Origin of the sequence: Streptomyces sp. NPDC047002 (assembly GCF_040704505.1) — a bacterium.
In the GTDB taxonomy this organism is placed as follows: Bacteria; Actinomycetota; Actinomycetes; order Streptomycetales; family Streptomycetaceae; genus Streptomyces.
In genome coordinates this window covers 127227-154155 of record NZ_JBEYWC010000004.1, presented here as the reverse complement: position 1 = coordinate 154155, position 26929 = coordinate 127227, and the positions used below count along the sequence as shown (strand labels likewise).

Here is a 26929-nt window from a genome sequence, read left to right as displayed (position 1 = left end):
CGCCGCGGCCCTTCCCGGCCGCCGCGCGGGTGCCGGGGCGGCCGGGGCGCCCCCGTAGGATGGGGGCCATGGCGAAGACCGGCACGACGACCCAGGGGCTGCGCACGGCGATCGAGCGCAGCGGCTACTACCCCGCCCTCGTGGCCGAGGCGGTGGAGGCCGCCGTCGGCGGCGAGCGGATCGCGTCGTATCTGGTGCACCAGGAGACCACGTTCGACGCGAACGAGGTGCGCCGCCATGTCACGGTCCTGGTCCTGACGGAGCGCCGGTTCATCGTCAGCCACACCGACGAGCAGGCCGCCGACTCCGGTTCGCCGACGCCGTACGCCACCACGTCGACCGAGTCGGTCAAGCGCGACCGGATCTCGTCCGTCGTCGTCAGCCGGGTCGTCGCCAACCCGGAGTCGTACGCGCCAGGCACCCTGCCCCGCGAGGTCGTCCTCACCATCGGCTGGGGCGCCGTCTCGCGCATCGACCTGGAGCCCGCGGCCTGCGGCGACCCCGACTGCGAGGCCGACCACGGCTACACCGGCAACTCCACCGCCGACGACCTGAGCCTCAGGGTCAGCGAGGCGGGCGACGGCATCGAGGCCGTCAAGGAGACCCTCGCCTTCGCGCAGGCGCTCTCCGAGGCCACCGCGAGCCCGGCGGCCGGCCGCGCATGACCGACGGCTTCGAATGGCCCGGGGCAGCGGCCGCGGCAGAGCCCGAGCAGCTCGACCCGGCCGCCGCACCGCTGCCCGCCTACGGCTCGGGCTCCCTCGCCGACCTGCTGCCGACGCTCGCCGCCGGCCAGGGTGTCCCCGGCTGCACCGCCGCCATCGGGGAACTCGCGCCCGCCGACCGCAACTGCGTCTTCCTCGTCGACGGCCTCGGCTGGGAGCAGATCAGGGCGCATCCCGACGAGGCGCCGTTCCTCACCTCGCTCCTCGGCACCTCGCGCGGCGGCACGGGCCGCCCCCTCACCGCCGGCTTCCCCTCCACAACGGCGACCTCGCTCGCCTCCGTCGGCACGGGCACGGTGCCCGCGGCCCACGGCCTGCTCGGCTACACGGTGCGCGACCCCGCCAAGGACGTGCTCATGAACCAGCTGCGGTGGAAGCCGTGGACCGACCCGCACGCCTGGCAGCCCCACCCCACCGTCTTCGCCGCCGCGCTCGCGGCGGGCGTGCACACCGCGCAGGTCTCGGCGCCGTCCTTCGAGTCCACGCCGCTCACCAAGGTCGCGCTGAGCGGTGGCACCTACCGGGGGAAGCTCGCGGGCGAGGACCGGATGGACGCCGCGGCCGAGGAGCTGGCCGCGGGCGACCGCTCGCTGGTGTACACGTACTACAGCGAGGTCGACAGCAACGGGCACCGCTTCGGCGTCGACTCCGACGCCTGGCGCGGCCAGCTGGCGTACGTGGACCGGCTCGCCCAGCGGCTCGCCGAGTCGCTGCCCCCGCGCTCCGCGCTCTACGTCACCGCCGACCACGGCATGATCGATATCCCGTTCGACGAGGAGTCGCGCATCGACTTCGACGAGGACTGGGCGCTGCGCGCCGGGGTCGCCCTCCTCGGCGGCGAGGGCCGGGCGCGGCACGTCTACGCGGTGCCGGGCGCCGCGGCCGACGTGCTGGCCGTCTGGCGCGATGTCCTCGGCGACCGGTTCTGGGTGGCGGGCAGGGACGAGGCCGTCGCCGCGGGCTGGTTCGGCCCGCCGGACTCCGTGGACGAGCGCACGTACGGGCGGATCGGCGACGTCGTCGCCGCGGCCTGCGCCGATGTCGTCGTCACGGCGTCGGAGCGCGAGCCGCGCGAGTCGGTCATGGTCGGCATGCACGGCTCGATGACGCCCGTCGAACAGCTCGTACCGCTCCTCGAAGTCCGTACCTAGCCCGCGCAGAGCCGGTCCGCCCGCGCCCGGCGGGCCGCGGGCGCGCACCGGATCAGCGCCCGGCCGCCCCGATCGTGAAAGGTTTCTGCTCTCCCATGCCTGAACTGGTGTTCTTCTCCGGAACGATGGACTGCGGAAAGAGCACGCTGGCGCTCCAGATCGGGCACAACAGGTCCGCGCGCGGCCTCCAGGGCGTCATGTTCACCCGGGACGACCGGGCGGGGGAGGGCAAGCTCTCCTCGCGGCTCGGCCTGGTGACGGACGCGGTCGAGGCGGCCGAGGGGCTCGACCTGTACGCGTTCCTGGTGGAGATGATGTCCGGCGGCGGCCGGGCCGACTACGTGATCGTGGACGAGGCGCAGTTCCTCGCGTCCGAGCAGATCGACCAGCTGGCCAGGGTCGTGGACGACCTGGGGCTCGACGTGTTCGCCTTCGGCATCACCACGGACTTCCGCACCCGGCTGTTCCCCGGCTCGCAGCGGCTGATCGAGCTGGCGGACCGGATCGAGCAGCTCCAGGTGGAGGCGCTGTGCTGGTGCGGCGCCCGCGCCACCCACAACGCCCGCACGGTGGACGGGGAGATGGTGGTCGAGGGCGCGCAGGTCGTGGTCGGCGACGTGAACCGCCCGGCCAGGGAGACCGGTTACGAGGTCCTCTGCCGACGCCACCACCGCAGGCGCATGACCGCTGCGGCGGCGCGGGCGGCCGCGCTCTCGCCGGACGTGCTGCCCGTCAACCCGGCCTGAGCCGGGCACGTGGCGTCCGTCACGCGGGACCGGGGTTCTCGGGCGGCGCCTCGGGTACGTACACTAGTTGAACTCGCAACAACTGGAGTCGCACCAACTGTCCGCGACCGCGGCGCGGCCGCTACCGCGCGCGCGTACGCATCCGAGGAGCACGTATGCCGAAGCTGGGGATCATCGTCGCGAGCACCCGCCCGGGAAGGGTGGGCCTGCCCGTGGCCCAGTGGGTGGAGAAGGAGGCCGGCGCGCACGCGGGCTTCGACGAAATCGACCTGATCGACCTCGCCGAGGTCGGCCTGCCCTTCATGGACGAGCCGAACCACCCGCGGCTCGGTCAGTACACCCACCAGCACACCCGCGACTGGAGCGCCCGCGTCGCCGCCTGCGACGCGTTCGTCTTCGTCATGCCCGAGTACAACTCCGGCTTCAACGCCGAGCTCAAGAACGCCATCGACTTCCTGCACAGCGAGTGGCTCTACAAGCCCGTGGGCCTCACCACCTACGGCGGCGTCTCCGCCGGCACCCGCGCCGCCCAGATGATCAAGCAGGTCGTCACCACGCTGAAGATGACGCCGGTCTTCGAGGCCGTCTCCATCCCGTTCGTCCAGCAGTTCCTCGACGACGAGGCCGTCTTCACGCCCAACGAGCTCCTCGAAGGCGCCGTGAAGACCATGCTCGACGAACTGGTGCGCACCGAGGCCGCGCTGCGCCCGCTGCGCGCGGCCTGACGTTCGCCGCGCCCGCTGCCCGTGCGTGATGATGGCCGTATGACAGCCATCATCAGCGCCCGGGAACTGAGCGACGCCCTGGCGGGGGAACACCCGCCCGTCCTGCTGGACATCCGCTGGCGACTGACCGCGCCGGGCGCGCCGCCCTTCGACGGGCGGGCGGCCTTCGCGGCCGGACACCTGCCGGGCGCGGTCTTCGTCGACCTCGACCGGGAGCTGGCGGGCCCGCCGGGCGACCGCGGCCGCCACCCGCTGCCGGACACGGCCGAGTTCGGGGCCGCCATGCGCCGCGCGGGGGTACGCTCCGACACCCCCGTGGTCGCCTACGACGACGGGCAGGGCTGGGCCGCCGCCCGCGCCTGGTGGCTGCTGCGCTGGTGCGGCCACCCGGACGTACGGGTGCTCGACGGCGGCCTCGCCGCCTGGGGCGAGCGCCCGCTGAGCACCGGCGAGCCGGTCCCGGCGGGGGGCGACTTCCGGCCCGAGCCCGGCGCGCTCGCCCTGCTCGACGCGGACGGCGCGGCCGCCCTCGCCAGGGACGGCCTGCTGCTCGACGCGCGGGCGGGGGAGCGCTACCGCGGCGAGGTCGAGCCCGTCGACCGCGTCGGCGGCCACATCCCCGGCGCCGTCTCCGCGCCGACCACCGAGAACGCGGCGGCGGACGGCACGTTCCGCCCCGCTGCCGAACTGGCGGCGCGCTTCGCGGCCCTGGGCACCGACACGGCGCCCGCGGTCGGCGTGTACTGCGGCTCGGGCGTCTCGGCGGCCCACGAGGTCCTCGCCCTCGAACTCGCGGGCGTACCGGCCGCGCTCTACGCGGGCTCCTGGTCCGAATGGTCGCGCGACCCGTCCCGCCCGGCGGCCACCGGCGCCTGACCCCACCCCGGCACCCACGGCCCCACGACCGCGACGCGGGGCGCACTCGCGGCAGCGAGGGGGCGCCTGCCCTGACGACCGCGACCGCCGACCGGCGAGCGGCAGCCACGGGCGCACTCGCGCCGGCGGGGGCGTCTGCTTGACGGCCGCGGCTCCACGGCCGATGGCGCGCGGCGCCTGCCCTTGGGCGCCCACGGCCGTCGGCGGCGAGCGGCATCCGGTCTCGGCGGCCGCGGCGACGAGTGTGCCTGCCCCGGTGGTCCCGGGAGCGGCGAGGGGCCCGGCCTCCCGGCCGGGCCCCTCGCCGTGCGGTGCCCCCCCGGGGGCTACTCCTTCTTCTTGCGGCGCGTGCCGAAGACGATCTCGTCCCAGCTGGGGACCGCGGCGCGGCGGCCGGGACGTACGCCGTCGGCCTCCGCCTGACGGTCCGTCGTGCCGGTCAGGCGCTCGCGGTGGCCCGCGACTGACCGGGGCATCAGCACGTCCGCGTACGCGGAACCCGCCGACGCGGCGGGCGCCACCGGCTCCTCCTCCTCGGGCTCCTCGGCGATCTCCGGGACGGTGGGTTCCGACGGACCCGTGCGGTCCGGGACCACCAGGTCGCCGCGGAAGCTCGGCACCGCCTCGAGCAGGCTCGTCAGCGAGTCGCGCTCGCGGCCGTCCGCGCCTTCGAGCACGTCGGCGCCGCCGGTGCCTGTGCCGGCACCGTCGTCGTCGTACCGCTCGCCGGTGACCGCGGGGCGCTCGGGCGCCCGGTCGAGGGCGCGCTCGAGCGAGCGCTCCTGGCGCTCCCTGGGCAGCCGGGCGATCCTCGGCACGAACGGGAAGCTCGGCTCCTGCGACATGACCGTGTCGTCGGTGTCGCCGATCAGCGCGCGCGCCTCGTCGTCCACCGCCTGCACCAGCCGCCGCGGCGGGTCGTACGTCCAGCTCGCCGAGTGCGGCTCGCCCGCGACCCGGTAGACGAGCAGCACCTCCCAGGTGCCGTCGTCGCGCCGCCAGGAGTCCCACTGCACGGTGTCCTTCTCGGCGCCGCGCAGCAGCAGCCGCTCCTGCACCGCCTCGCCGAGCTGCGGCCCCGCGTTCTCCCCGGGGCGGCGTACGGGCGTCTTGCGCGCGCGCTCCGCCATGAAGGCCCGCTCCGCGAGCACGGGCCCCTCGAAGCGGCGCACCCGGTCGACGGGGATGCCGGCGAGCTGCGCGACCTCCTCGGCCGAGGCACCTGCTCGTATCCGCGCCTGGATGTCACGGGGGCGGAGGTGGCTCTCCACCTCGATCTCGATCTGGCCGAGACGCGCACGGTCGTTGCGGACGGCGGCGCGCAGCCGCTCATCGATGGGAAGGGTGTATTCCGTGCTGTCGGCAGCCTTGAGCACCAGTCGTGTGCCGTCGTTCGAGACGGCCACGACACGCAGTTCGGGCATGGGAACCTCCCGGGTGGTGCCTGCCGACGTCACGTGCGTCGCTGCTTCCGCTGGTCGAGTGTGGCCTGCCCGGGTGCAGCCTGCCACAACCTTGCCGTGTTGCCCGGCGTGTCGGGCAGGGCCCCTGGATCGCCGTTATGCCACGGTTACCTGTTTGCGACGCAGAGTGACGTACCCGGTCACTCTGTGCAGCAGGCGTCCGTGCGGTGCAACGGCCCCGCCGGATCGAGTGCCACGTGCGGCCCCCTTCCGAAGGTCCCGGACGCGCTGGTGGGGGCGTCCGGCCCCAGGGCTCGCAACAGTACTCCATTCGGGGCCACCGGGGAGGAGAGACGCGCCGCCCGGGTTCCGCGTGGCCCGTGGGAACACGCGTTTCGCTTCCCGCCCCGAGGGTGTTGCCCTTCACACAATCCGCCGGAGCGGAACCTCTCGCTTCGCCCATCGGTCCCCATCTGGTGCAAGCTGGGGCAGTCGTCGAGCAGGGGTTGGAGATGGATCAGAAGCTGGACAGCGGGGCGAAACGCCACGACGGCGGGGCGCACCCGGGGGAGGAAGGGGCGGAACGCAGGGGCAGGCGCCTCGATCTGAGCGTTCCCCAGGTCGCGGGCAGCGCCCTCGCCGCCGTCGCGGCCGCCGTCCTCGCCTCCCAGCTCGACGTGTACGGCACGATCATCGGCGCGGGCGTGGTCAGCGTGATCGCGACCTGCGGCGGATCGATTTTCCACTACCTCTTCCGGCGCACGGGCGAGCGCATCAAGGACGTCGCCGAGCAGACGCGCCCGAGGGGCCGTCAGATCCCCGCGCAGGCCGCGGGCCCCGACAGCCGCGGCGGCCTGCCCGACACGCTCGACGTGCTCGGCGCCGACTACGGCGAGGCCACCAGCCACGGCAGTCGCCGCCGCGGCTGGAAGCGGCCGGTGCTCGGTGCCGTCGTCGTCTTCCTCCTCGCCATGGTCTGCATCACCGGCTACGAGCTGGCCGCGGGCCACGACCTGGGCGGCAACGCCCGTACGACCATCGGCTCCGTGGTGAGCGGCGGCGGCAGCGGCGGCCGCAGCCCGTCGCCGGCCACCCCCTCCACCGGCGACTCGGGGAAGCCGGACAAGTCCGCCGGTACCGGGCAGGGCGGCTCCACCGAACCCGGCGGCGCGAGCACCTCGCCGAGCCCCGGCAGCGGCCGGGGCGAGGGCAGGGGGAGCACGAGCCCCGGCGGCCGCACCCCCTCGCCCGGCACGACGCCCTCGGGCGGCACCGGGCAGAGCCCCGCCGCGCCCACCCCCTCGCCGAGCACCGGAGACGGCGGCGACGGCGCGAGTGCGCCCGCCGAGGCCCCCGAGGGCGCGGGCGCGCCCTCGGGGGGCTGACCCGCCCGCACCCGGAAGGGCAGGCCGGGCGTAAGCCCACCGAGCGCGGCGAACGGGGTGCAAAGGTACGTATGTTCTCCGGAGGAGCCGCGCGCCCCCGGCTCACCCGCCCAGCACGCGCCGCAGGTAGTCGTTGCCGAAGACCCGGTCGGGGTCGAGCCGGTCGCGCACCGTGGTGAACTCGCCGAACCGCGGATAGACCCCCGCCAGGTACTCCGCGTCCCGCGAGTGCAGCTTCCCCCAGTGCGGCCGCCCGCCGTGCGCGACCATGATCCGCTCCACCGCGCCGAAGTACGCCTGGTGCGGCGTGCCCCGGTAGAGGTGGACGGCGATGTACGCGCTGTCCCGGCCCGAGGCCGTCGACAGCGCGATGTCGTCCGCGGGCGCGGTGCGCACCTCCACGGGGAAGCTCACCCGCAGCGGCGAGCGGTCCACCGCGGCCTTCAGCTCGCGCAGCGCCGCGGGCGCCGCCGCGCGCGGCACGGCGTACTCCATCTCCACGAAGCGCACCCGCCGCGGCGAGGTGAACACCTTGTAGGGGATGTCCGTGTACGTACGGGCCGACAGCGCGCGGCTCGACACCCGGGCGATCGCGGGGATCGCGGCCGGCGCGGCCCGGCCGACCGAGCAGGCGACCTTGAACGCGCCGTTGGACAGCACCTCGTCGTCGAGCCAGCCGCGCAGCAGGCCGGGCGGCGCCGCGGGGCCCGCGCTGCGGTTGTTGCGCTTGGTGTTGCAGTTCGAGGTGTGCGGGAACCAGTAGAACTCGAAGTGCTCGTTCCCTGCGACGTGCTCGTCGAACTCGGCGAGCACCCGCTCGAAGCCCATCGGCTCCTCGCGCGCCGTCAGCAGGAAGACCGGCTCGACGGCGAAGGTCACCGACGTCAGCACGCCGAGCGCGCCGAGCCCGACCCGGGCCGCCGCGAACACGTCGGGGTTCTCCTCCCGCGAGCAGCGCAGCGGCGTCCCGTCGGCCCTGACCAGTTCGAGCGCCGTGATCTGTGCCGCGATCGACGCGGACGCCCGGCCGGTGCCGTGCGTGCCGGTGGAGACGGCGCCCGCCACCGTCTGGGCCATGATGTCGCCCATGTTCGTGAGCGAGAGCCCCGCGCGGGCGAGCGCCGCGTTCAGCGCGCGCATCGGGGTGCCCGCCGCGACCGTGACCGTGCCCGCGGCGCGGTCGAGCGCGAGGATGCCGGTGAGCCGGTCGGGGCGTATCAGTACGCCGTCGGTGGCCGCGGCCGCCGTGAAGGAGTGGCCCGTGCCGACCGCCTTCACCTTCAGCCCGTCCGCCGCCGCCGCGCGCACCACCTGTGCGACCTCCGCTGCGGAACCGGGGGCCGCGGTGCGGGCGGGGCGCGCCGCGACGTTGCCCGCCCAGTTGCGCCAGGGTCCCTGCGCGCCGGGGTCACGCCACCGGAGCCGCGGCCTCCTGGCCGTCCTGGTCCTCACCGCCGCGCCCGGCCCCGTCGGCCTGTTCGCGCTGTTCTCCGAGGTGCTGCGGGACTCCATCGGCCTCACGCCCTTTCCGCCAGGACACGGTGGCCGGCCTGGTCAGCCGGCGGTGGCCGAGCAGCGCCACCACGGCCGCGACCGCCCCCGCCGCACCGGGCACCGCGTACCCCGCGCGCGCCCCCGCGGCGTCGACCACCCAGCCGGCGGCCGACGAGCCGAGTGCGACGCCGACGGCGAGCCCGGTACTCGTCCAGGTCATGCCCTCGGTCAGCGCGCTGCGTGGCACGTGCGCCTCGACGAGGCCCATCGTCGACACCATGGTCGGTGCCACGGCGAGCCCCGCGACGAACAGCGCCGCGGCCAGGAGCGGCAGGCTCCCGGCCAGTTGGAGGGGGATCATACTCACGGCCATCGCGAGGACGCCCACGAGCCAGCGCCGCGCCACCGGGCCCGAGAGCCGCACCAGGCCGAACAGCGCGCCGGCGAGGCACGAGCCGAGCGCGTACACGGCGAGCACCAGGCTGGCGCTGCCCTTGTGCCCCAGCTCGTCCGCGTAGGCCACGGTCACCACGTCGACCGCGCCGAAGACGGCACCCGTCGCCACGAAGGTGGCCACGAGCACCTGGAGCCCGGCCGAGCGCAGCGCGGAGCGGCCGCCGTGCTCTGCGGGCGGGTGCACCGAGGGCTCCGTCGAGCGCTGGGCGCACAGCCAGGCCACCCCGGCCAGCAGGAACACCCCGGCGACCAGCGGCCCGGCCTCGGGGAACCACGACGTCGAAAGACCGATGGAGATGATCGGGCCGACGACGAAGCAGAGTTCGTCGACCATCGACTCCCAGGAGTAGGCCGCGTGCAGCCGCCGGCCCCCGCCCCGGTGCAGCGCCGCCCAGCGGGCCCGCACCATCGCGCCCACGCTCGGCACGCACCCCGTGCAGGCGGCGAAGAGGAACAGCGTCCAGTCGGGCGCGCGCCCGGCGGCGCACACCAGCAGCCCGGCGAGCGCCACCGCCGAGAGCAGCGCCGCAGGCCTGAGCGTGCGCCGCTGCCCGTGCCGGTCGGCGAGCCGGGAGACCTGCGGCCCGAGCAGCGCCACCGACATCGCCATCGTCGCCGACAGCGCGCCGGCGAGCCGGTAGCGCCCCGTCAGCTGCGAGACCATCGTCACCACGCCGATGCCGGTCATCGAGAGCGGCATCCTGCCGAGCAGCCCCGCCGCGCTGAACTTCCAGGCGCCGGGGGCGGCGAAGATCTCGCGGTACGGACTGGCCACGGCACCCTCCGGCGCTGCTGTGGTGGGGACATGCGGTGGGAAGAAGGGGCGCCGCGGTAAGGAACCGTACGCGCCCGTACAGGTTACGAGCTCCGCGGTGCCGGTTGTGACGCGATATGCGCGCGGTGGGAGGATCGGAACCATGCCCGAGCACCCAGACACCACCCCCTACGACGCCCTCCTGCTGCTGTCCTTCGGCGGCCCCGAAGGACCGGATGACGTCATTCCGTTCCTGGAGAACGTGACCCGCGGACGCGGCATCCCGCGTGAGCGGCTCAAGGAGGTGGGGCAGCACTACTACCTGTTCGGCGGAGTGAGCCCGATCAACGAGCAGAACCGGGCGCTCCTCGACGCCCTGCGCAAGGACTTCGCCGAGCACGGCGTCGGCCTGTCCGTGCACTGGGGCAACCGGAACTGGGCGCCGTACCTCACCGACACCCTGCGCGGCATGGTCCTCGACGGCCACCGCAGGATCGCGGTCCTCGCCACCAGCGCCTACGCCTCCTACTCGGGCTGCCGCCAGTACCGCGAGAACCTCGCGGACGCCCTCGCGACCCTGGCGGCCGAGGGGCTCGCGCTGCCGCGGGTCGACAAGCTCCGGCACTACTTCAACCACCCGGGGTTCGTGCGCCCCGTCATCGACGGCGTCCTCGCCTCGCTCGCCGACCTGCCGGGCGAGGTGCGGGACGGCGCCCACCTCGCCTTCACCACCCACTCCATCCCGACCGGCGCGGCCGACACCTCGGGCCCCGAGCCGGGCCACGGCCACGGCGGCGCCTACGTCGCCCAGCACCTCGACGTGGCGCGCGTGGTCGCCGCGGCCGTCACCGAGGAGACCGGCGTCGAGCACCCCTGGGAGCTCGTCTACCAGTCCCGCAGCGGCGCCCCCGGCACGCCCTGGCTCGAACCGGACATCTGCGACCACCTGGAGTCCCTGCACGGCGCGGGGGCCCCCGCCGTCGTCATGGTGCCCATCGGCTTCGTCTCCGACCACATGGAGGTCCTCTACGACCTCGACACGGAGGCCACGGCCAAGGCCGCGGAACTCGGCCTCCCGGTCCGCCGCTCGCCCACCGTCGGCGCCGACCCGCGCTTCGCGGCCGCCGTGCGCGACCTCGTCGTCGAGCGCGCGGCGACCGAGCGGGGCGAGCCGCGCGAGCGGTGCGCGCTCGGCGCCCTCGGCGCCGACCACGACCTGTGTCCCGTCGGGTGCTGCCCGGCACGCGCCCCCAGGCCCGCCGCGGCGGGCGCCGACAGCCCGTACGCCTGAAGGAGCCCCGCGTGAGCGACGCGTCGCACGACCCGTACACCGACCCCGATCCCGAGCTCACCGCGCGGCTGCTCGCCCTCGCCGTCGAGGCGGCAGAGGCGGCGGGCGCCCTGCTGCGCGACGGCAGGCCTCAGGACCTCGCCGTCGCCGCCACCAAGTCCAGCCCCATCGACGTGGTGACCGAGATGGACATCGCGGCCGAGAAGCAGATCACGGCCTTCCTCGCCCGCCACCGCCCCGACGACGGGATCCTCGGCGAGGAGGGCGCGAGCACCGAGGGGACCTCGGGCGTCCGCTGGGTGGTCGACCCGCTCGACGGCACCGTCAACTACCTGTACGGGCTGCCCACCTGGGCCGTGTCGATCGCCGCGCAGCGCGACGGCGAGACCGTCGTCGGCGTCGTCGCCGCGCCCATGCGCCGCGAGACCTTCCGCGCGGTGCGCGGCGGCGGCGCCTGGGCGGGGGAGCGGCGCCTCGCCGTCCGCCCCTCGCCCTTCCTCGACCAGGCCCTGGTCTCGACCGGCTTCAACTACGTCACCGCCGTCCGCGCCCACCAGGCGGCCGTGGCCCAGCGGCTGATCCCGCAGCTGCGGGACATCAGGCGGGCCGGCTCGGCGGCGATCGACCTGTGCGACGTGGCCGCAGGACGCCTCGACGGCTACTACGAGCGCGGGCTGCACCCCTGGGACTACGCGGCGGGCGACCTGATCGCCCGCGAGGCCGGCGCCCTCACCGGGGGCAGGCCGGGGGAGCGGCCGCACGACGGGCTCACCGTGGCCGCCTCGCCCGGCGTCTTCGGCCCCCTCCAGGCCCTGCTCGACGAGTACGGCGCCTGGCACGACTGAACCGGCTCGCCCCGGCACGCGAAGGGGCCCCGGTGCCGATCCCCTCGGCACCGGGGCCCCTCACGTCTCCGCCACGGCGGCGGGCGGTCTGCGCTCACACGCCGGCCGCGCCCACCTCGACGCCGTGTTCCGCGGCGAGCCGGCGCAGGTCCTCCAGCTCTTCCTGCTCGACGTCGGCGAGGAAGTCGTCGCCTTCTTCGCGTGCCCTGGTCAGATCGGTCTCGGTCGTCCTTATGCGCTGCAGCAGTCCTGCGGTGAATGCGTCCATTGCGCCCCCTCGTCGTGGGTCAGTGGCACGGGGGTGTGCCGACGTGGTGGTGTCGGGTGGCACGGAAGTGCCGACGGCGGGTGATCACGATCCCTCTGCCTACTGGAAAACAGAACGCGGAAGGAGCGGCCGCGCTCGGGCGTGATCTCGGGTGTGAAGGGCTCATCCCCATGCCGGGCGCGCAGGAAACCTCAACTTCTCCGGTCTTCACGGCTATTCCCGCCGGATCTTCGCCCCGCCGCCCGCCCGGCGACAGCCGCGGGTGCCCGCCGCCCTCGGCCCGCCTGCGCCTTACCGCCGGTTTACGCGTGAAAAGGGCAGGATGGGGGCGCAAGCAGCATGGTGACGCCTGCCCCGGCGAGGGGCACGGGGTCTCGGAGGAAGGAACACGGACGTGCGTGTACTCGTCGTCGAGGACGAGCAGCTGCTCGCCGATGCGGTGGCGACCGGACTGCGCCGGGAGGCCATGGCGGTCGACGTCGTGTACGACGGGGCGGCCGCCCTCGAACGGGTCGGGGTCAACGACTACGACGTGGTCGTGCTCGACCGCGACCTCCCCCTGGTCCACGGGGACGACGTCTGCCGCAGGATCATCGAGCTCGGCATCCCCACCCGCGTCCTCATGCTGACCGCCGCAGGGGACGTCAGCGACCGCGTCGAGGGGCTGGAGCTGGGTGCGGACGACTACCTGCCGAAGCCGTTCGCCTTCACCGAGCTGACCGCCAGGGTCCGCGCGCTCGGCCGCAGGACCACCGCGGCGCTGCCGCCCGTGCTCGAACGCTCGGGGATCAAGCTCGACCCCAACAGGCGCGAGGTCTTCCGCGACGGCGCCGAGATCCAGCTCGCGCCCAAGGAGTTCGCCGTACTCGAAGTGCTCATGCGCAGCGAGGGCGCCGTCGTCTCCGCCGAGCAGCTGCTGGAGAAGGCGTGGGACGAGAACACCGACCCGTTCACGAACGTCGTGCGGGTCACGGTGATGACGCTGCGCCGCAAGCTCGGCGAGCCGCCCGTGATCGTGACGGTGCCCGGCTCCGGCTACCGGATCTGACCGCCGTGGCCTCGCACCCGACGCCGCCCGAGGCGCCGCCGAAGCCGACCTGGGACCCGCGCCGGCCCGCGGAGCAGGTCGTGCCGTGGCTGCGCCCCACGATCCGGATACGGCTGACGCTGCTGTACGGCGGCATGTTCCTGATCGCCGGCATCCTGCTGCTCTCGATCATCTACCTGCTGGCCGCGCAGGCGCTGAACGTGGGCAGCGACCTGCCGTTCCAGATCGTCTCCGGCACCATCACCAGCAAGGTCTGCAACTTCGGCGGCCTCACCACCGCCGACCAGTTCAACAGCGCCATGAACCAGTGCGTGAACCACGAGCGCGCGCAGGCCCTCGACGACCTGCTCACCCGCTCGCTGTTCGCGCTGGTCGGCCTGACGGTCATCGCGTTCGCCTTCGGGTACGCGATGGCGGGACGGGTCCTCTCGCCCCTCGGCCGGATCACCCGCACGGCGCGCCGCGTCGTCGGCTCCGACCTGTCGCGGCGCATCGAGCTCGACGGGCCCGACGACGAGTTCAAGGAGCTCGCCGACACCTTCGACGAGATGCTGGAGCGCCTGGAGCGCGCCTTCTCCTCGCAGCAGCGGTTCGTGGCCAACGCCTCCCACGAGTTGAGGACACCGCTCGCGATCAACAGGACACTCCTCGAAGTGCACCTCTCCGACCCGGGGGCGCCGGTGGAGCTCCAGCAGCTCGGCCGGACGCTGCTCGCCACCAACGAGCGCAGCGAGCAGCTCGTCGAGGGGCTGCTGCTCCTGGCCCGCAGCGAGAACGAGCTGGTGGAGCGAAAACCGGTCGATCTGGCCGAGGTCGCCACGCGCGCCGTCGACCAGGCGTACGCGGAGGCCGAGCAGAAGGGCGTCGAGGTGCGCGCGCACTGCGGCCCCGCCGTCGTCCAGGGCAACGGGGTGCTGCTGGAGCGGATCGCGCTCAACCTCGTGCAGAACGCCGTCAGGTACAACGTGGCGGAGGGCGGCTGGGTCGAGGTCCGCACGGACGTCGAGCAGGGTCAGGCGGTCCTGGAGGTCTCCAACACGGGGCCCGTCGTGCCCGCCTACGAGGTGGACAACCTGTTCGAGCCGTTCCGGCGGCTGCGGACCGAGCGCACCGGCAGCGACAAGGGCGTCGGCCTGGGCCTTTCCATCGCACGTTCGGTCGCCAGGGCGCACGGAGGGCGCATCGTGGCAGATCCGCGCGAGGGAGGCGGACTCGTGATGCGTGTCACGTTGCCCATGTGACCCCGTGCCTCAGGTGCCACAGGAGCCCCGAATCTGTTCGCTTTGCGCGGAATTTCGCCCTGGTGCGCGATCGGTCTCCTGTGCGAGGGATCACAGGAATGTTTTCGCATTCATCTACGTTCAGTGATCAAACATCTGTCGGAAGGCCGGTAACGTCCGGGTTTCCGAGGGGTGAGATCACGGGAAGTACACGGGGTGGTGCCTGCGTCGCACGACCTCAGGACCGTGTACGGTCCCCTTCGCCACCCGGAGCCGATCATCCGTGAGCAGCGCTTTTGGGTGTCGATTGAGTAACAGACCTTGATGTGAGGCAAAATCTCCGCCTCAGGTCGGGCACAAGTCCGGCCTCTCACGCGTTACGTGCGCTGGAGACACCACAGACACCCACAGGGGGAGAGCACTGAGATGGCTACCGACTACGACACCCCACGCAAGACCGACGACGACGTCGACCAGGACAGCCTGGAGGAGCTGAAGGCCCGGCGGAACGACAAGTCGACCTCCGCGGTCGACGTCGACGAGTTCGAGCAGGCCGAAGGGCTCGAACTGCCCGGCGCCGACCTCTCCAACGAGGAGCTCTCGGTCCGCGTCCTGCCCCGCCAGGCGGACGAGTTCACGTGCATGAGCTGCTTCCTCGTGCACCACCGCTCGCAGCTGGCCCGCGAGAAGAACGGCCAGCCGATCTGCCGCGACTGCGACTGATCGGGCCACCGTGGCAGGCGACTCCTCTTCCGGGAAGTCACGGGACTCCCGGGATTCCGGGGACTCACGGGACGCGAGGGATTTCCGGAAGTCCGGGAAACGGCGCTTCGGGCCGAAGTCCGACCAGGCTTCGACCCCGGCGCATCAGGGCGGCGAGGACACGGCGGCGGGCGCCTCGAAGGCCCCCGAGCGCTCCGGACACTGTGCCGCCCCCCTGCCCCCGAGCGGCGGCGCACAGGACGGCGAGCGGGGCCTGCCGGCCTCGCTCGGAGCTGCGGACCAGGACACCGGCGCTTCCGCGGGCCAGGACGGCACGGCGGAGCCCCCCAGGACGAAGGGGCGCTTCGACGCCGTGCGGCGGGGCGTACGCAGGGGCGGGGCAGGCGCCAAGGCCGGCCTCGGATTCGTCGCCGACCGCATCCTCGACATCGCACCGCGCATTCCGGTACGCGACCTGGAGACCCTGCGCGGACACTTTCCCGGGCTGGGCCCCGAGGAGATCGCGGACAAGCTCGTGGCGGGCGCCGCGGCGAGCAGCGCCACGGTCGGCGCGGGCGTCGGAGCCGCCGCGATGCTGCCCGTGCCCCCGGCCCTCCCGGCCGAGCTGGCCGCCGAGATCACCGCCGTCGCCGCCATCGAGATCAAGCTCATCGCCGAGCTGCACGAGGTCTACGGACGGCGCCCGCCCGGCGGCATCAGAGAGCGCGGCCTCGCCTATGTGACGGCGTGGACCGAGGAGCGCGGCGTGGACGTCACCAGGCCCACCACGTTCAACGGCGCCCTCAGCAACACCGTCAAGCGCGAGCTGCGCCAGCAGATCATGAAGCGCACCGTGCGCAGCCTCCCCAACCTGGTCCCGTTCATGATCGGCGCCGCCGTCGGCGCGATGATGAACCGCAGGGACACCCGGCACGTCGCCGAGCACGTGCGCAAGGACCTGCGCAAGAAGCAGGTGGCCTGAGACGACCTGCCCGCGCTCCCGCCGATCGAGCGCCCGGCGCCCGCCGAGCTGCCGCCCGAGCTGCCGAAGGGCCTCGACGACTGACCCGGCGCCGCCCGGCCCGGCGGTCGGAAGGCTCGGCCGGGACCGCTCGGGTCAGAGCGCCCGCGCGCCGTCCAGCGCGGCGGCGAGCCCCCGCGGGTCCCGCGTCGACAGGTACGCGTAGGGCGTCGGGTCGGCCGGGTCCGTGATCTCCACCCGTACCGCCGTGGCCACATAGCTGCGCAGCAGCATGAACGCCCGCGGGTCCGCCTTGTGCAGCCGCCAGGCCCTGGTCTCCTCCGGATCGAGCACCTCGGGCTCCCCGAGCGCCGACAGCGGGATCTTCGCGTCGCCCGCCACCAGGGAGTCCCCCACCACGCGGATGCGCACCGAGCCGTACGAGCTGACGCAGCCCATCGCGACCGCGCCCGCGCCCACCAGGCCGGCGAGCATCGGGACCGGGCCGAGTGGAAGCAGGATCAGTGCCCCGCAGACGCCGAACAGACCGGCGATGACCCACCAGGACTTCGGCGCGGTGAGGCGCTCTTCGTAACGCACGGCGGAAGGCTCCATGAGGGCCAGCTTGGCATGCCGGCCTGTGGGAGCCTTCGCGCGGGTAAGGTCTGCGCATGTGAGCCACACCCCACTGAGAACCCCCGTTGACGTCCTCATCCGCCGCGTCGACGCCGAGGTGCCGATCCCCGCTTACGGGCACCCGGGCGACGCCGGAGCTGACCTGGTGACCACCGAGGCGGCCGAGCTGGCGCCCGGCGAGCGCGCGGTACTGCCGACCGGAGTGTCCATCGCCCTGCCGGACGGGTACGCGGCCTTCGTGCACCCGCGCTCCGGCCTCGCCGCCCGGTGCGGGGTGGCTCTCGTGAATGCCCCCGGGACGGTGGATGCCGGGTACCGTGGAGAGATCAAGGTGATCGTGGTCAATCTGGACCCGCGCGAGAGCGTGCGGTTCGAGCGGTTCGACCGGATTGCCCAACTGGTGGTCCAGCAGGTCGAGAAGGTCCGCTTCCACGAGGTGGCGGAGCTGCCCGGTTCCGCTCGGGCCGAGGGGGGCTTCGGGTCCACCGGTGGTCATGCCGCCACGGACGGTTCACAGGGTGGGAATCGATACGCTTCGGTCGTATCCGACCGGGAAGGACAGTGACGTGTTCGGACGTCGCAAGAAGAACGGTTCCGCACAGGACGCGACGGACGCGGCCGGCGAGGACGCGACGCTCCTCGACGGCACTGAGGCCGGCGAAGACGTGACGGTCCAGGAGCAGGACCCGTCCGAGGACGACGGCGGCCGCCGCGCGAACCTCCCTCCTGCGCCCCGCCCCGACGGCCCCTGGGACATCTCCGAGGTCTCAAGGCCCGACGAGGGCAGGGTCGACCTCGGCGGCATGTTCGTGCCCGGGGTCGAGGGCATGGAGCTGCGCGTCGAGGTCGCGGGCGACGCGATCGTCGCCGCCACGGTCGTGCTGCGCGACAGCGCCGTGCAGCTCCAGGCGTTCGCCGCGCCCAAGCGCGAGGGCATCTGGGGCGAGGTCCGCGAGGAGATCGCCACGGGCATCACCCAGCAGGGCGGCATCATCGACGAGGTCGAGGGCCCGCTCGGCTGGGAGCTGCGGGCTCAGGTGCCCGTGCAGCTGCCCGACGGCACGGGCGGGGTGCAGATGGTGCGTTTCGTCGGCGTCGACGGCCCGCGCTGGTTCCTGCGTGGCGTGATCTCGGGCCAGGGCGCGGTCCAGCCCGAGGCGGCGGGCCTGCTCGAACAGGTCTTCCTCGACACCGTCGTCGTGCGCGGCGAGGGCCCGATGGCCCCGCGCGACCCGATCGTGCTGAAGCTGCCGAACGACGCGCAGATGGTCCCCGAGGGCGTGCAGCAGGAGGAGCAGGAGGGCTCCCGCTTCTCCGGCGGCATGGGCCAGCTCCAGCGCGGGCCCGAGATCACCGAGGTGCGCTGAGCCGCACCGCGTCAGCGCCGACCCGCCGAGGGCCGCACTCCCCACGGAGTGCGGCCCTTCGCCGTGCCTGCGGTCCGCCGCAGGTCACGGGGTGCGGCGTACGGACTCCGTCAAAGCCGCGGCCCGTGCCGTACGGGACGCGTCAACGCGCGTCACCTGCTCCTCCGCCGGGGGTTTCCTCAAGACGTCAGGAACTTCCCTCCCGTACCTAGGAGCACACGATGGCCGACGTGGCCTTCGTCCTCACCGCGCTCGCCGCGTTCGCGCTGGTGGCCGTCGTCGCGAAGGCGGTGGCGAAGCTGTGAGCGCAGAGGACATCATCGGGCTCGCCGTGGCCGCCGCCCTGCTGGTCTACCTGGTGGTGGCGCTCGTCCTCCCCGAGAGGTTCTGAGCATGGGCCCCGTACCTTCCGCCGTGCTCCAGCTGCTGGCCCTGGTCGCGGCACTCGGGCTGGCCTACCGCCCGCTCGGCGACTACATGGCAGGCGTCTACCAGGCGAAGAAGCACCTGCGGGTCGAGAAGTGGATCTACAGGTGCGTCGGCGCCGACGCCGACACCGGGATGCGCTGGCCCGCCTACCTGCGCGGCGTCCTCGCCTTCTCGCTGGTCGGTGTGGTGTTCCTGTATGTGATGCAGCGCCTCCAGGGCGTGCTGCCCGGCTCGCTCGGCTTCGCCGCCGTGAGCCCGGCCCAGGCGTTCAACACCGCCGCCTCGTTCGTCGCCAACACCGACTGGCAGTCGTACGCGGGCGAGCAGACCATGGGCCACCTCGTGCAGACCGGTGGCCTCGCCGTGCAGAACTTCGTGTCGGCAGCCGTCGGCATGGCCGTGGCGATCGCCCTCGTACGCGGCTTCGCCCTCCCGCACGCCCGGCTCCGCTCGGGCGGAGGGACCTCCCCGCACACCGGAGAGCTCGGCAACTTCTGGGCCGACCTGGTGCGCGGCACCGTCCGGATCCTGCTGCCCCTCGCGCTCGTCGGCGCGGTCCTGCTGGCCGCGACGGGCGTCATCCAGAACTTTGCCGGCATCCACGAGGTCGGCCAGTTCACGGGCGGCCCGCAGCAGTGGAACGGCGGAGCCGTCGCCTCCCAGGAGGCCATCAAGGAACTGGGCACCAACGGCGGCGGCTACTTCAACGCCAACTCCGCGCACCCCTTCGAGAACCCCAACGGGCTCTCGAACCTCCTGGAGATCTTCCTGATCCTCGTCATCCCCTTCGCCCTGACCCGCACCTTCGGCACGCTGGTCGGCTCGGTCAGGCAGGGGTACGCGATCCTCGCCGCGACGGCCGCGATCTGGATCGGCTTCACCGCCCTGATGCTGTGGACGGAGTTCCACCACGGCGGCCCGGCCTTCGACGCCGCGGGCGCCGCCATGGAGGGCAAGGAGACCAGGTTCGGCGTCGGCGGCTCCGCGCTGTTCGGCACGGCCACGACGCTCACCTCGACCGGCGCCGTCAACTCCTTCCACTCCTCGTACACCGGGTTCGGCGGCGGCCTGGCCATGCTCGGCATGATGCTCGGCGAGGTCGCGCCCGGCGGCGTCGGGTCAGGCCTGTACGGCATGCTGGTCCTCGCGGTCATCGCCGTGTTCGTGGCCGGTCTGATGGTCGGCCGCACGCCCGAGTACCTGGGCAGGAAGATCGGCTCGCGCGAGATGAAGTGCGCGGCGCTCTACCTCCTGGTCACGCCCATGCTGGTGCTGGTCCTCACCGCCCTGTCCGTGGCGCTGTCGACCCCGCAGGACTCGGTGCTCAACACGGCGGCGACCGCGGTGTCCGGCTCCCACGCGCACGGCTTCTCCGAGATCCTGTACGCCTTCACCTCGGGCGCCAACAACAACGGCTCCGCCTTCGCGGGCCTGAACGCCGACACCGACTGGTACAACACCACGATCGGCCTCGCGATGCTGCTCGGCCGCTTCGTGCCGATGGTCTTCGTGCTGGCGCTCGCAGGATCGCTCGCCGAGCAGCGGCCCGTACCCGAGACCGCGGGCACCCTGCGCACCCACAAGCCGCTGTTCGCGGCCCTCCTCGTCGGCACGACCGTGCTCGTCACGGGCCTGACGTACTTCCCCGCCCTTGCGCTCGGCCCGCTCGCAGAAGGGCTCGCGTCGTGACCCCGTCCCGTCAGGAGCAAGAGGACGCCCCCATGTCCACCGCCCCCCAGGCCCCCGCGCCGCACCGGGAAGGGCCCGCGGACAGCGGGCGCGTCAAAAGCGGCCTCTTCGACCCCTCGGCGCTGCTGAAGTCCTTCCCCGAGGCGTGCAGGAAGCTCGACCCGCGGCTGATGGTCACGTCTCCCGTCATGTTCGTGGTCGAGATCGGTTCCGTACTGACCACGGTCTACGCCTTCAGGACGCCGGGCGACTGGTTCGGCTGGGCCGTCGCCGCCTGGCTGTGGCTGACGACGGTCTTCGCCAACCTGGCGGAGGCCGTCGCGGAGGGCCGCGGCAAGGCGCAGGCCGACACGCTGCGCAAGGCCAAGACCGACACGGTCGCGCGCCGGCTGAGCGGCGGCGTCGAGGACCGCGTCCCCGGCACCGACCTGCGCGTGGGGGACCTGGTGGTGTGCGAGGCGGGCGACGTCATCCCCGGCGACGGCGATGTCGTCGAGGGCGTCGCGTCCGTCGACGAGTCGGCCATCACCGGCGAGTCCGCCCCCGTGATCCGCGAGTCGGGCGGGGACCGCAGCGCGGTCACCGGCGGTACGAAGGTCCTCTCCGACCGCGTCGTCGTCAGGATCACCACCATGCCGGGGGAGACCTTCATCGACCGGATGATCAAGCTGGTGGAGGGCGCGGCGCGGCAGAGGACGCCCAACGAGATCGCGCTGAACATCCTGCTCGCGTCCCTCACGATCGTCTTCCTGATCGCCGTCGTCACGCTCCAGCCGTTCGCCTCGTACGCGGGCGACCCGCAGAGCAGCATCGTGCTGATCGCGCTGCTTGTCTGCCTGATCCCGACGACCATCGGCGCCCTGCTCTCGGCGATCGGCATCGCGGGCATGGACCGCCTCGTGCAGCGCAACGTGCTCGCCATGTCCGGCCGCGCGGTCGAGGCCGCGGGCGACGTCTCGACGCTGCTGCTCGACAAGACAGGCACCATCACGCTCGGCAACCGCAGGGCGGCGGAGTTCGTGCCCGTCCCGGGCGTGGCGGAGGAGGCGCTCGCCGACGCCGCGCAGCTGTCCTCCCTCGCCGACGAGACCCCCGAGGGGCGCTCCGTCGTCGTGCTCGCCAAGGAGCGCTACGGGCTGCGCGAGCGCAGCCAGGGCGACCTGGAGGGCGCCGAGTGGATCGGGTTCACCGCGCAGACGCGGATGTCAGGCGTCGACCTCGGCGCGGACGGCGCCCTGCGCCGGGTGCGCAAGGGCGCGACGGGCTCGGTCGTCGCCTGGGTCCGCGACCACGGCGGCACCGTCCCCGAGGACGCCGAGGCCCTGACCCGGCGCATCTCCGCGGCCGGCGGCACCCCGCTGCTGGTCGCCGAGACGGACGCCCGCGGCGCCCGGGTGCTCGGCGTCGTCCACCTCAAGGACGTGGTCAAGGACGGCATGCGCGAGCGCTTCGACGAGCTGCGGCGCATGGGCATCAGAACCGTCATGATCACGGGCGACAACCCGCTCACCGCGAAGGCGATCGCCGACGAGTCCGGCGTGGACGACTTCCTTGCCGAGGCGACGCCCGAGGACAAGATGGCGCTGATCAAGCGCGAGCAGGCAGGCGGGAAGCTCGTCGCCATGACGGGCGACGGCACCAACGACGCCCCCGCCCTCGCCCAGGCGGACGTCGGCGTCGCCATGAACACCGGCACCTCGGCCGCCAAGGAGGCCGGGAACATGGTCGACCTGGACTCCGACCCGACGAAACTCATCGAGATCGTCGAGATCGGCAAGCAGCTGCTCATCACGCGCGGCGCCCTGACGACCTTCTCCATCGCCAACGACGTCGCGAAGTACTTCGCGATCCTGCCGGCGATGTTCGCCGCGGCCTACCCGGGCCTCGACAAGCTCAACATCATGCGGCTCGACTCGCCGCAGTCCGCGATCATGTCCGCGGTCGTCTTCAACGCGCTGGTCATCGTCGCACTCGTGCCGCTCGCCCTGAAGGGCGTGCGCTACCGGCCGCAGAGCGCCGACCGGATGCTCCGCAGGAACCTGCTGGTCTACGGGCTCGGCGGACTGGTAGCGCCCTTCGTCGGCATCAAGGCCATCGACCTTCTCCTGTCCACCGTCCCCGGCATCCGGTGATCCCCATGGCACACACCACCACCTCCGCCCGCGGCACCGTCCGGCTCCTGTGGGCCGGGCTGCGCGCCCTGCTCGTCCTCAGCCTCGTCACCGGCGTCCTCTACCCCCTCGCCGTCACCGGGATCGCGCAGGCCGCCTTCCCCGGCAGGGCCGAAGGATCCGAGATCACCGACCACGGCAGGGTCGCGGGCTCCTCCTCCATCGGGCAGACGTACGACCTGCCCCTGAAGAAGGGACAGCAGACGCCGGAGCCCGACCCGCGCTGGTTCCAGCCGCGCCCCTCCGCCGGGCTCGGCTCCAACCGGGCAGGCGGGGTCAACACGCAGTACGACCTGCTGGTCTCCGGGGCCTCCAACCTGGCGGGCGACAACAAGGACCTGATCTCGGCGGTGCGGGACCGCAGGGCCGCCGTGGCCGAGGAGAACTCCGTGCCCGGCTACACCGTCAAGCCCTCCCAGGTGCCCGCGGACGCGGTCACGTCCTCGGGCTCGGGGCTCGACCCGGACATCTCGCCCGCGTACGCGGACCTCCAGGTCCACCGGGTGGCCAGAGCCAACGGCCTGGGCGTCGCGCAGGTCAGGAAGGTCGTCGACGACCACGCCAAGGGCCGGCTCCTCGGCTTCGTCGGCGACCCGAGGGTCGACGTCCTGCAGCTCAACATCGCCGTGCGCGACCTGGCCGGGGCCCACGGCCGCTGACCTCGCCGGCGCCGGGCCCCGCCCCTCGCGGCGGGGCCGCGGCCGCCGTCAGAATCGTGTCAAGACGCCCCCTCGCGCCCCCTTCCCGTACCTTTCCTCCTGGTGGGCGGGGGTAGCGTCGAATCCGCCGGCGCGGCCAGTGCGCCGGACGTACCGGCTCGTACCGGCTCGTACCGGGAAGCACCGGAAGACAATGGAGCCATGGGACGCGGCAAGCTTCGGATCTACCTCGGCGCCGCACCGGGCGTCGGCAAGACGTACGCGATGCTCTCCGAGGCCCACCGCAGGGCGGAGCGCGGCACGGACGTCGTCGTGGCCTTCGTCGAGCACCACGGCAGGCCGCGCACCGAGGTCCTGCTGCACGGCCTCGAACAGGTGCCGCGCAGGCGGACCGAGTACCGCGCCGCCGCCCTCACCGAGATGGACGTCGACGCCGTGCTGGCCCGCAGGCCCGCCGTGGCCCTGGTGGACGAGCTGCCGCACACCAACGTCCCCGGCTCCCGCAACGCCAAGCGCTGGCAGGACGTGGAGGAGCTGCTCAAGGCGGGCATCGACGTCGTCTCCACCGTCAACATCCAGCACCTGGAGTCACTCGGCGACGTGGTGGAGACCATCACCGGCGTCCGCCAGCGCGAGACCGTCCCCGACGAGGTCGTCAGGCGCGCCGACCAGATCGAGCTCGTCGACATGTCGCCCGAGGCGCTGCGCCGCCGCATGGCGCACGGCAACATCTACCAGCCCGACAAGATGGACGCCGCGCTCTCCCACTACTTCAGGCCCGGCAACCTGACCGCGCTGCGCGAGCTGGCGTTGCTCTGGGTCGCCGACCGGGTCGACGAGTACCTCCAGCAGTACCGCGGCGAGCACAACATCCGCTCCACCTGGCAGGCGAGGGAGCGCATCGTCGTCGGCCTGACCGGCGGCCCCGAGGGCCGCACCCTGATCCGCCGCGCCGCCCGGATGGCCGCCAAGGGCTCGGGCAGCGAGATCCTCGGCGTCTACATCGCCCGCAGCGACGGCCTCACCGCCCCCTCGCCCAAGGAACTCGCCGTCCAGCGGACCCTGCTAGAAGACCTCGGCGGCACCTTCCACCACGTCATAGGCGACGACATCCCCTCCGCGCTGCTCGACTTCGCACGCGGCGTCAACGCCACCCAGATCGTGCTCGGCTCAAGCCGCCGCAAGACCTGGCAGTACGTGTTCGGGCCCGGCGTCGGCGCGACCGTCGCCCGCGACTCGGGCCCCGACCTCGACGTGCACATCGTCACCCACGACCGGGTCGCCAAGGGCCGCGGCCTGCCCGTGGCCCGCGGCGCGCGCCTCGGCCGCTCCCGGATCATCTGGGGCTGGCTGCTCGCCGTCGTCGCACCGGTCCTGCTCACCCTGCTGCTCTCGTCGCTCTCCGACCCGCTCGGGCTCTCCAACGACGTCCTGCTCTTCCTGTTCATGACGGTGCTCGCCGCCCTCTTCGGCGGCCTGCTGCCCGCGCTGGCCTCCGCGGCCCTCAGCTCGCTGCTGCTGAACTTCTACTACACGCCGCCGACGCACACGCTGGACATCGCGGAGCCGAAGAACATCGTCGCGCTCGTGGTGTTCTTCGCGGTGGCCGTGTGCGTCGCGTCCGTCGTCGACCAGGCCGCACGCCGCACCCACCAGGCGGCCAGGCTCAGAGCCGAGTCCGAGATCCTCTCGTTCCTTGCGAGCAGCGTCCTGCGCGGCGAGACCACCCTGGACGCGCTGCTCGAACGCGTGCGGGAGACGTTCGCGATGGAGTCGGTCGCGCTCCTCGAACGCAGCAGCGACGTCGACCCGTGGACCCGCGCGGGCAGCGTCGGGCCGGAGCCGTGCCTGCGCCCCGAGGACGCCGACGTGGACATGCCGGTGGGCGACCACATGGCGCTCGCCCTCTCCGGCCGCGTGCTGCCCGCCGAGGACCGGCGCGTCCTCGCCGCTTTCGCCGCACAGGCCGCCGTCGTACTCGACCGGCAGCGCCTGATCGGCGAGGCCGCGCGCGCCCGCGAGCTCGCCGAGGGCAACCGGATCCGCACGGCGCTCCTCGCCGCCGTCAGCCACGACCTGCGGACCCCGCTCGCCGGCATCAAGGCCGCCGTCAGCTCGCTGCGCTCGCAGGACGTCGACTGGTCGCGGGAGGACGAGGCGGCGCTGCTCGAAGGCATCGAGGACGGCGCGGACCGGCTCGACCACCTCGTCGGCAACCTCCTCGACATCACCCGCCTCCAGACCGGCACCGTCACCCCGATGATCCGCGTCGTCGACCTCGACGAGGTCGTCCCGATGGCGCTGGTCGGCGTGGAGGAGGAGAGCGTCGACCCGGACATCCCCGAGACGCTCCCGATGGTCGCCGTCGACGCCGGGCTGCTGGAGCGCGCTGTCGCCAACATCGTCGAGAACGCCGTCAAGTACAGCCCGGCGCGGCGGCCCGTCTCCGTCGCCGCGAGCGCCATCGGCGACCGCGTGGAGCTGCGCGTCGCCGACCGCGGCCCCGGCGTCCCCGACGACGCCAAGGACCGCATCTTCGAGCCCTTCCAGCGCCACGGCGACGCGCCGCGCGGCGCGGGCGTCGGCCTCGGCCTCGCCGTGGCCCGCGGCTTCGTCGAGGCCATGGGCGGCACCCTGGCGGCCGAGGACACCCCGGGCGGCGGCCTCACCATGGTCCTCACCCTCAAGGCGGCCGCGGGGGACACCCCGGCACGCCCCGGAGTCCCCGCCGAGGCCGCCTCGTGACCCGGCAGGCAGAAAGGCAGACAGGCATGCCGCATCCCGCCGGGGGAGAACCCCGCGCCCCCGTCCGGGTGCTCGTGGTGGACGACGAGCCGCAGATCGTGCGCGCCCTGGTGATCAACCTCAGGGCCCGCAAGTACGAGGTGGACGCGGCCGCCGACGGCGCGTCCGCGCTGGAGCTCGCGGCGGCCCGCCACCCCGACGTCGTCGTCCTCGACCTCGGCCTGCCCGACATGGACGGCGTCGAGGTCATCAGGGGGCTGCGCGGCTGGACGCGCGTGCCGGTCCTGGTGCTCTCCGCGCGCCACACCTCGGACGAGAAGGTCGAGGCGCTCGACGCGGGCGCCGACGACTACGTCACCAAGCCCTTCGGCATGGACGAGCTGCTCGCCAGGCTGCGCGCCGCGGTCCGCAGGGCGCAGCCGGTCGCTGCGGACGGCGACGACGGGGTCGCCGTCGTGGAGACCGGGGACTTCACCGTCGACCTGGCGGCGAAGAAGGTCCACCGCGAAGGACGCGACGTCCGCCTCACCCCCACCGAGTGGCACCTCCTGGAAGTGCTCGTACGCAACGCGGGCCGCCTCGTCAGCCAGAAGCAGCTCCTCCAGGAGGTCTGGGGCCCGAGCTACGGCACCGAGACGAACTACCTGCGCGTGTACATGGCGCAGCTGCGGCGCAAACTCGAACAGGATCCGTCCCACCCCCGGCACTTCGTCACGGAACCGGGCATGGGCTACCGCTTCGAACGATGATTCGACCAGGAGGCATGGGGGCCCTCGGGCCCCGGTACGCTCTAGGTATGAGTGCTGAGAAGGCCACCGGCCGGTTCCGCCGGATGCTCGACCGGCTCTCCAGTTCCCAGGAAGACCTTGAGTCCGAGGAGCTGCGGGAGGACGCCCAGGCATCCGGCTGCACCCGCATCGCCGAGTGCGACGACCGCCAGATGGCGCGTGTCACTGGTACGTTGCGGACGGTCACCTTCCGGCCCCGTGCGGGCGTGCCCGCGCTGGAGGCGGAGCTGTTCGACGGCACCGCGCTGCTCGACGTGGTGTGGCTCGGCCGGCGCTCCATCGTGGGCATCGAGCCGGGCCGCAGGATGACCGCGTACGGCAGGATCTCGATGAGCCACGGCCGCCGGGTCCTCTTCAACCCCCGATACGAGCTGCGACCGCTCGGACAGGAGTAG

At 73.2% G+C, this 26929-nt stretch carries 25 protein-coding genes and 1 pseudogene; 21 read left to right on the top strand and 5 right to left on the bottom strand.

Features of this window, described 5'->3' with window-relative positions; all coding sequences use genetic code 11:
* Positions 1–68 precede the first annotated feature (68 nt).
* The 5 genes from AB0910_RS06495 (at position 69) to AB0910_RS06475 (ending at position 4223) form a co-directional block, all read left to right on the top strand.
* Positions 69–665 carry a DUF5998 family protein gene (locus AB0910_RS06495; RefSeq protein WP_366743400.1) on the top strand — a complete coding sequence of 199 codons (597 nt, stop codon included), beginning with the start codon at positions 69–71 and terminating at the stop codon, positions 663–665.
* On the top strand, positions 662–1876 hold the full coding sequence (locus AB0910_RS06490; protein ID WP_366743399.1) for a nucleotide pyrophosphatase/phosphodiesterase family protein: 1215 nt from the start codon (positions 662–664) through the stop codon (positions 1874–1876). The genes AB0910_RS06495 and AB0910_RS06490 overlap by 4 nt, the downstream gene beginning before the upstream one ends.
* Before the next feature lie 95 nt (positions 1877–1971).
* On the top strand, positions 1972–2622 hold the full coding sequence (locus tag AB0910_RS06485) for a thymidine kinase (protein ID WP_366743398.1): 651 nt from the start codon (positions 1972–1974) through the stop codon (positions 2620–2622).
* A 155-nt stretch (positions 2623–2777) separates the two neighbouring features.
* The gene (locus AB0910_RS06480) at positions 2778–3347 is read left to right on the top strand and encodes an NADPH-dependent FMN reductase (RefSeq protein WP_366743397.1); all 570 of its coding nucleotides are present in this window, start codon (positions 2778–2780) and stop codon (positions 3345–3347) included.
* A gap of 39 nt (positions 3348–3386) precedes the next feature.
* The gene (locus tag AB0910_RS06475) at positions 3387–4223 is read left to right on the top strand and encodes a sulfurtransferase (protein ID WP_366743396.1); all 837 of its coding nucleotides are present in this window, start codon (positions 3387–3389) and stop codon (positions 4221–4223) included.
* Between the two features lie 326 nt (positions 4224–4549).
* Here AB0910_RS06475 and sepH read toward each other — a convergent pair whose 3' ends face one another.
* On the bottom strand, positions 4550–5680 hold the full coding sequence (sepH, locus tag AB0910_RS06470; RefSeq protein ID WP_366743395.1) for a septation protein SepH: 1131 nt from the start codon (positions 5678–5680) through the stop codon (positions 4550–4552).
* A gap of 458 nt (positions 5681–6138) precedes the next feature.
* Here sepH and AB0910_RS06465 point away from each other — a divergent pair, with 458 nt between their 5' ends.
* Positions 6139–7011, top strand: coding sequence for a hypothetical protein (locus tag AB0910_RS06465; protein WP_366743394.1), 873 nt, complete (start codon positions 6139–6141; stop codon positions 7009–7011).
* Between the two features lie 102 nt (positions 7012–7113).
* Here the strand turns inward: AB0910_RS06465 and AB0910_RS06460 are convergent, their stop codons facing one another.
* Entirely contained in the window at positions 7114–8523 is a 1410-nt protein-coding gene (locus tag AB0910_RS06460; protein WP_366743393.1) for a D-arabinono-1,4-lactone oxidase, read from the bottom strand.
* The gene (locus AB0910_RS06455; protein WP_366743392.1) at positions 8420–9736 is read right to left on the bottom strand and encodes an MFS transporter; all 1317 of its coding nucleotides are present in this window, start codon (positions 9734–9736) and stop codon (positions 8420–8422) included. Before AB0910_RS06455 ends, AB0910_RS06460 begins: the two co-directional genes overlap by 104 nt.
* 142 nt (positions 9737–9878) lie before the next feature.
* Between AB0910_RS06455 and AB0910_RS06450 the strand changes: the two genes are divergently transcribed.
* On the top strand, positions 9879–11006 hold the full coding sequence (locus AB0910_RS06450; RefSeq protein ID WP_366743391.1) for a ferrochelatase: 1128 nt from the start codon (positions 9879–9881) through the stop codon (positions 11004–11006).
* An 11-nt stretch (positions 11007–11017) separates the two neighbouring features.
* Complete coding sequence (locus tag AB0910_RS06445; protein WP_366743390.1) at positions 11018–11851, top strand: inositol monophosphatase family protein; 834 nt, start codon at positions 11018–11020, stop codon at positions 11849–11851.
* Between the two features lie 94 nt (positions 11852–11945).
* On the opposite strand, the gene AB0910_RS06440 is transcribed toward AB0910_RS06445, so the two are convergent.
* A complete protein-coding gene (locus AB0910_RS06440) occupies positions 11946–12119 on the bottom strand; it encodes a hypothetical protein (protein WP_345640028.1) in 174 nt (57 codons plus the stop codon).
* Between the two features lie 394 nt (positions 12120–12513).
* Between AB0910_RS06440 and AB0910_RS06435 the strand changes: the two genes are divergently transcribed.
* The 4 genes and pseudogenes from AB0910_RS06435 to AB0910_RS06420 all read left to right on the top strand — a co-directional run.
* Positions 12514–13167, top strand: a complete 654-nt coding sequence (locus AB0910_RS06435; RefSeq protein ID WP_366743389.1) for a response regulator transcription factor — start codon at positions 12514–12516, stop codon at positions 13165–13167.
* 5 nt (positions 13168–13172) lie between these two features.
* Positions 13173–14408 carry a HAMP domain-containing sensor histidine kinase gene (locus AB0910_RS06430; protein WP_366743388.1) on the top strand — a complete coding sequence of 412 codons (1236 nt, stop codon included), beginning with the start codon at positions 13173–13175 and terminating at the stop codon, positions 14406–14408.
* A 405-nt stretch (positions 14409–14813) separates the two neighbouring features.
* Complete coding sequence (locus AB0910_RS06425) at positions 14814–15110, top strand: DUF4193 domain-containing protein (protein WP_030350183.1); 297 nt, start codon at positions 14814–14816, stop codon at positions 15108–15110.
* Between the two features lie 346 nt (positions 15111–15456).
* Positions 15457–16155, top strand: a pseudogene (locus AB0910_RS06420) (hypothetical protein); the annotation flags it as partial.
* 51 nt (positions 16156–16206) lie between these two features.
* On the opposite strand, the gene AB0910_RS06415 reads toward AB0910_RS06420, so the two are convergent.
* A complete protein-coding gene (locus tag AB0910_RS06415) occupies positions 16207–16665 on the bottom strand; it encodes a DUF3093 domain-containing protein (protein ID WP_366743387.1) in 459 nt (152 codons plus the stop codon).
* Between the two features lie 73 nt (positions 16666–16738).
* Here AB0910_RS06415 and dut point away from each other — a divergent pair, with 73 nt between their 5' ends.
* From dut to AB0910_RS06370, 9 genes are all read left to right on the top strand, one after another.
* Entirely contained in the window at positions 16739–17251 is a 513-nt protein-coding gene (gene dut, locus AB0910_RS06410) for a dUTP diphosphatase (protein ID WP_366743484.1), read from the top strand.
* 1 nt (position 17252) lies between these two features.
* Positions 17253–18053 carry a DUF3710 domain-containing protein gene (locus tag AB0910_RS06405; RefSeq protein ID WP_366743386.1) on the top strand — a complete coding sequence of 267 codons (801 nt, stop codon included), beginning with the start codon at positions 17253–17255 and terminating at the stop codon, positions 18051–18053.
* A 301-nt stretch (positions 18054–18354) separates the two neighbouring features.
* Positions 18355–18444 (top strand): K(+)-transporting ATPase subunit F, encoded by a 90-nt coding sequence (gene kdpF / locus AB0910_RS06400; RefSeq protein WP_366743385.1) that lies wholly within the window; start codon positions 18355–18357, stop codon positions 18442–18444.
* A gap of 2 nt (positions 18445–18446) precedes the next feature.
* Entirely contained in the window at positions 18447–20171 is a 1725-nt protein-coding gene (kdpA, locus tag AB0910_RS06395; protein ID WP_366743384.1) for a potassium-transporting ATPase subunit KdpA, read from the top strand.
* Between the two features lie 32 nt (positions 20172–20203).
* Complete coding sequence (gene kdpB, locus AB0910_RS06390) at positions 20204–22303, top strand: potassium-transporting ATPase subunit KdpB (protein ID WP_366743383.1); 2100 nt, start codon at positions 20204–20206, stop codon at positions 22301–22303.
* A 5-nt stretch (positions 22304–22308) separates the two neighbouring features.
* A complete protein-coding gene (gene kdpC, locus AB0910_RS06385; RefSeq protein WP_366743382.1) occupies positions 22309–23001 on the top strand; it encodes a K(+)-transporting ATPase subunit C in 693 nt (230 codons plus the stop codon).
* A 201-nt stretch (positions 23002–23202) separates the two neighbouring features.
* Positions 23203–25746, top strand: coding sequence for a DUF4118 domain-containing protein (locus AB0910_RS06380; protein WP_366743381.1), 2544 nt, complete (start codon positions 23203–23205; stop codon positions 25744–25746).
* A 26-nt stretch (positions 25747–25772) separates the two neighbouring features.
* Positions 25773–26495 carry a response regulator gene (locus tag AB0910_RS06375; RefSeq protein ID WP_366743380.1) on the top strand — a complete coding sequence of 241 codons (723 nt, stop codon included), beginning with the start codon at positions 25773–25775 and terminating at the stop codon, positions 26493–26495.
* A gap of 47 nt (positions 26496–26542) precedes the next feature.
* Positions 26543–26929, top strand: coding sequence for an OB-fold nucleic acid binding domain-containing protein (locus AB0910_RS06370; protein ID WP_366743379.1), 387 nt, complete (start codon positions 26543–26545; stop codon positions 26927–26929).

Excerpts from the sequence above, each read along its gene's own strand:
- AB0910_RS06495 (WP_366743400.1), top strand. The coding sequence starts at position 69 with ATGGCGAAGACCGGCACGACGACCCAGGGGCTGCGCACGGCGATCGAG.
- AB0910_RS06490 (WP_366743399.1), top strand. The coding sequence starts at position 662 with ATGACCGACGGCTTCGAATGGCCCGGGGCAGCGGCCGCGGCAGAGCCC.
- AB0910_RS06485 (WP_366743398.1), top strand. The coding sequence starts at position 1,972 with ATGCCTGAACTGGTGTTCTTCTCCGGAACGATGGACTGCGGAAAGAGC.
- AB0910_RS06480 (WP_366743397.1), top strand. The coding sequence starts at position 2,778 with ATGCCGAAGCTGGGGATCATCGTCGCGAGCACCCGCCCGGGAAGGGTG.
- AB0910_RS06475 (WP_366743396.1), top strand. The coding sequence starts at position 3,387 with ATGACAGCCATCATCAGCGCCCGGGAACTGAGCGACGCCCTGGCGGGG.
- AB0910_RS06465 (WP_366743394.1), top strand. The coding sequence starts at position 6,139 with ATGGATCAGAAGCTGGACAGCGGGGCGAAACGCCACGACGGCGGGGCG.
- AB0910_RS06460 (WP_366743393.1), bottom strand. The coding sequence starts at position 8,523 with ATGGAGTCCCGCAGCACCTCGGAGAACAGCGCGAACAGGCCGACGGGG.
- AB0910_RS06450 (WP_366743391.1), top strand. The coding sequence starts at position 9,879 with ATGCCCGAGCACCCAGACACCACCCCCTACGACGCCCTCCTGCTGCTG.
- AB0910_RS06440 (WP_345640028.1), bottom strand. The coding sequence starts at position 12,119 with ATGGACGCATTCACCGCAGGACTGCTGCAGCGCATAAGGACGACCGAG.
- AB0910_RS06425 (WP_030350183.1), top strand. The coding sequence starts at position 14,814 with ATGGCTACCGACTACGACACCCCACGCAAGACCGACGACGACGTCGAC.
- AB0910_RS06415 (WP_366743387.1), bottom strand. The coding sequence starts at position 16,665 with ATGGAGCCTTCCGCCGTGCGTTACGAAGAGCGCCTCACCGCGCCGAAG.
- kdpA (WP_366743384.1), top strand. The coding sequence starts at position 18,447 with ATGGGCCCCGTACCTTCCGCCGTGCTCCAGCTGCTGGCCCTGGTCGCG.
- kdpB (WP_366743383.1), top strand. The coding sequence starts at position 20,204 with ATGTCCACCGCCCCCCAGGCCCCCGCGCCGCACCGGGAAGGGCCCGCG.
- kdpC (WP_366743382.1), top strand. The coding sequence starts at position 22,309 with ATGGCACACACCACCACCTCCGCCCGCGGCACCGTCCGGCTCCTGTGG.
- AB0910_RS06380 (WP_366743381.1), top strand. The coding sequence starts at position 23,203 with ATGGGACGCGGCAAGCTTCGGATCTACCTCGGCGCCGCACCGGGCGTC.
- AB0910_RS06375 (WP_366743380.1), top strand. The coding sequence starts at position 25,773 with ATGCCGCATCCCGCCGGGGGAGAACCCCGCGCCCCCGTCCGGGTGCTC.
- AB0910_RS06370 (WP_366743379.1), top strand. The coding sequence starts at position 26,543 with ATGAGTGCTGAGAAGGCCACCGGCCGGTTCCGCCGGATGCTCGACCGG.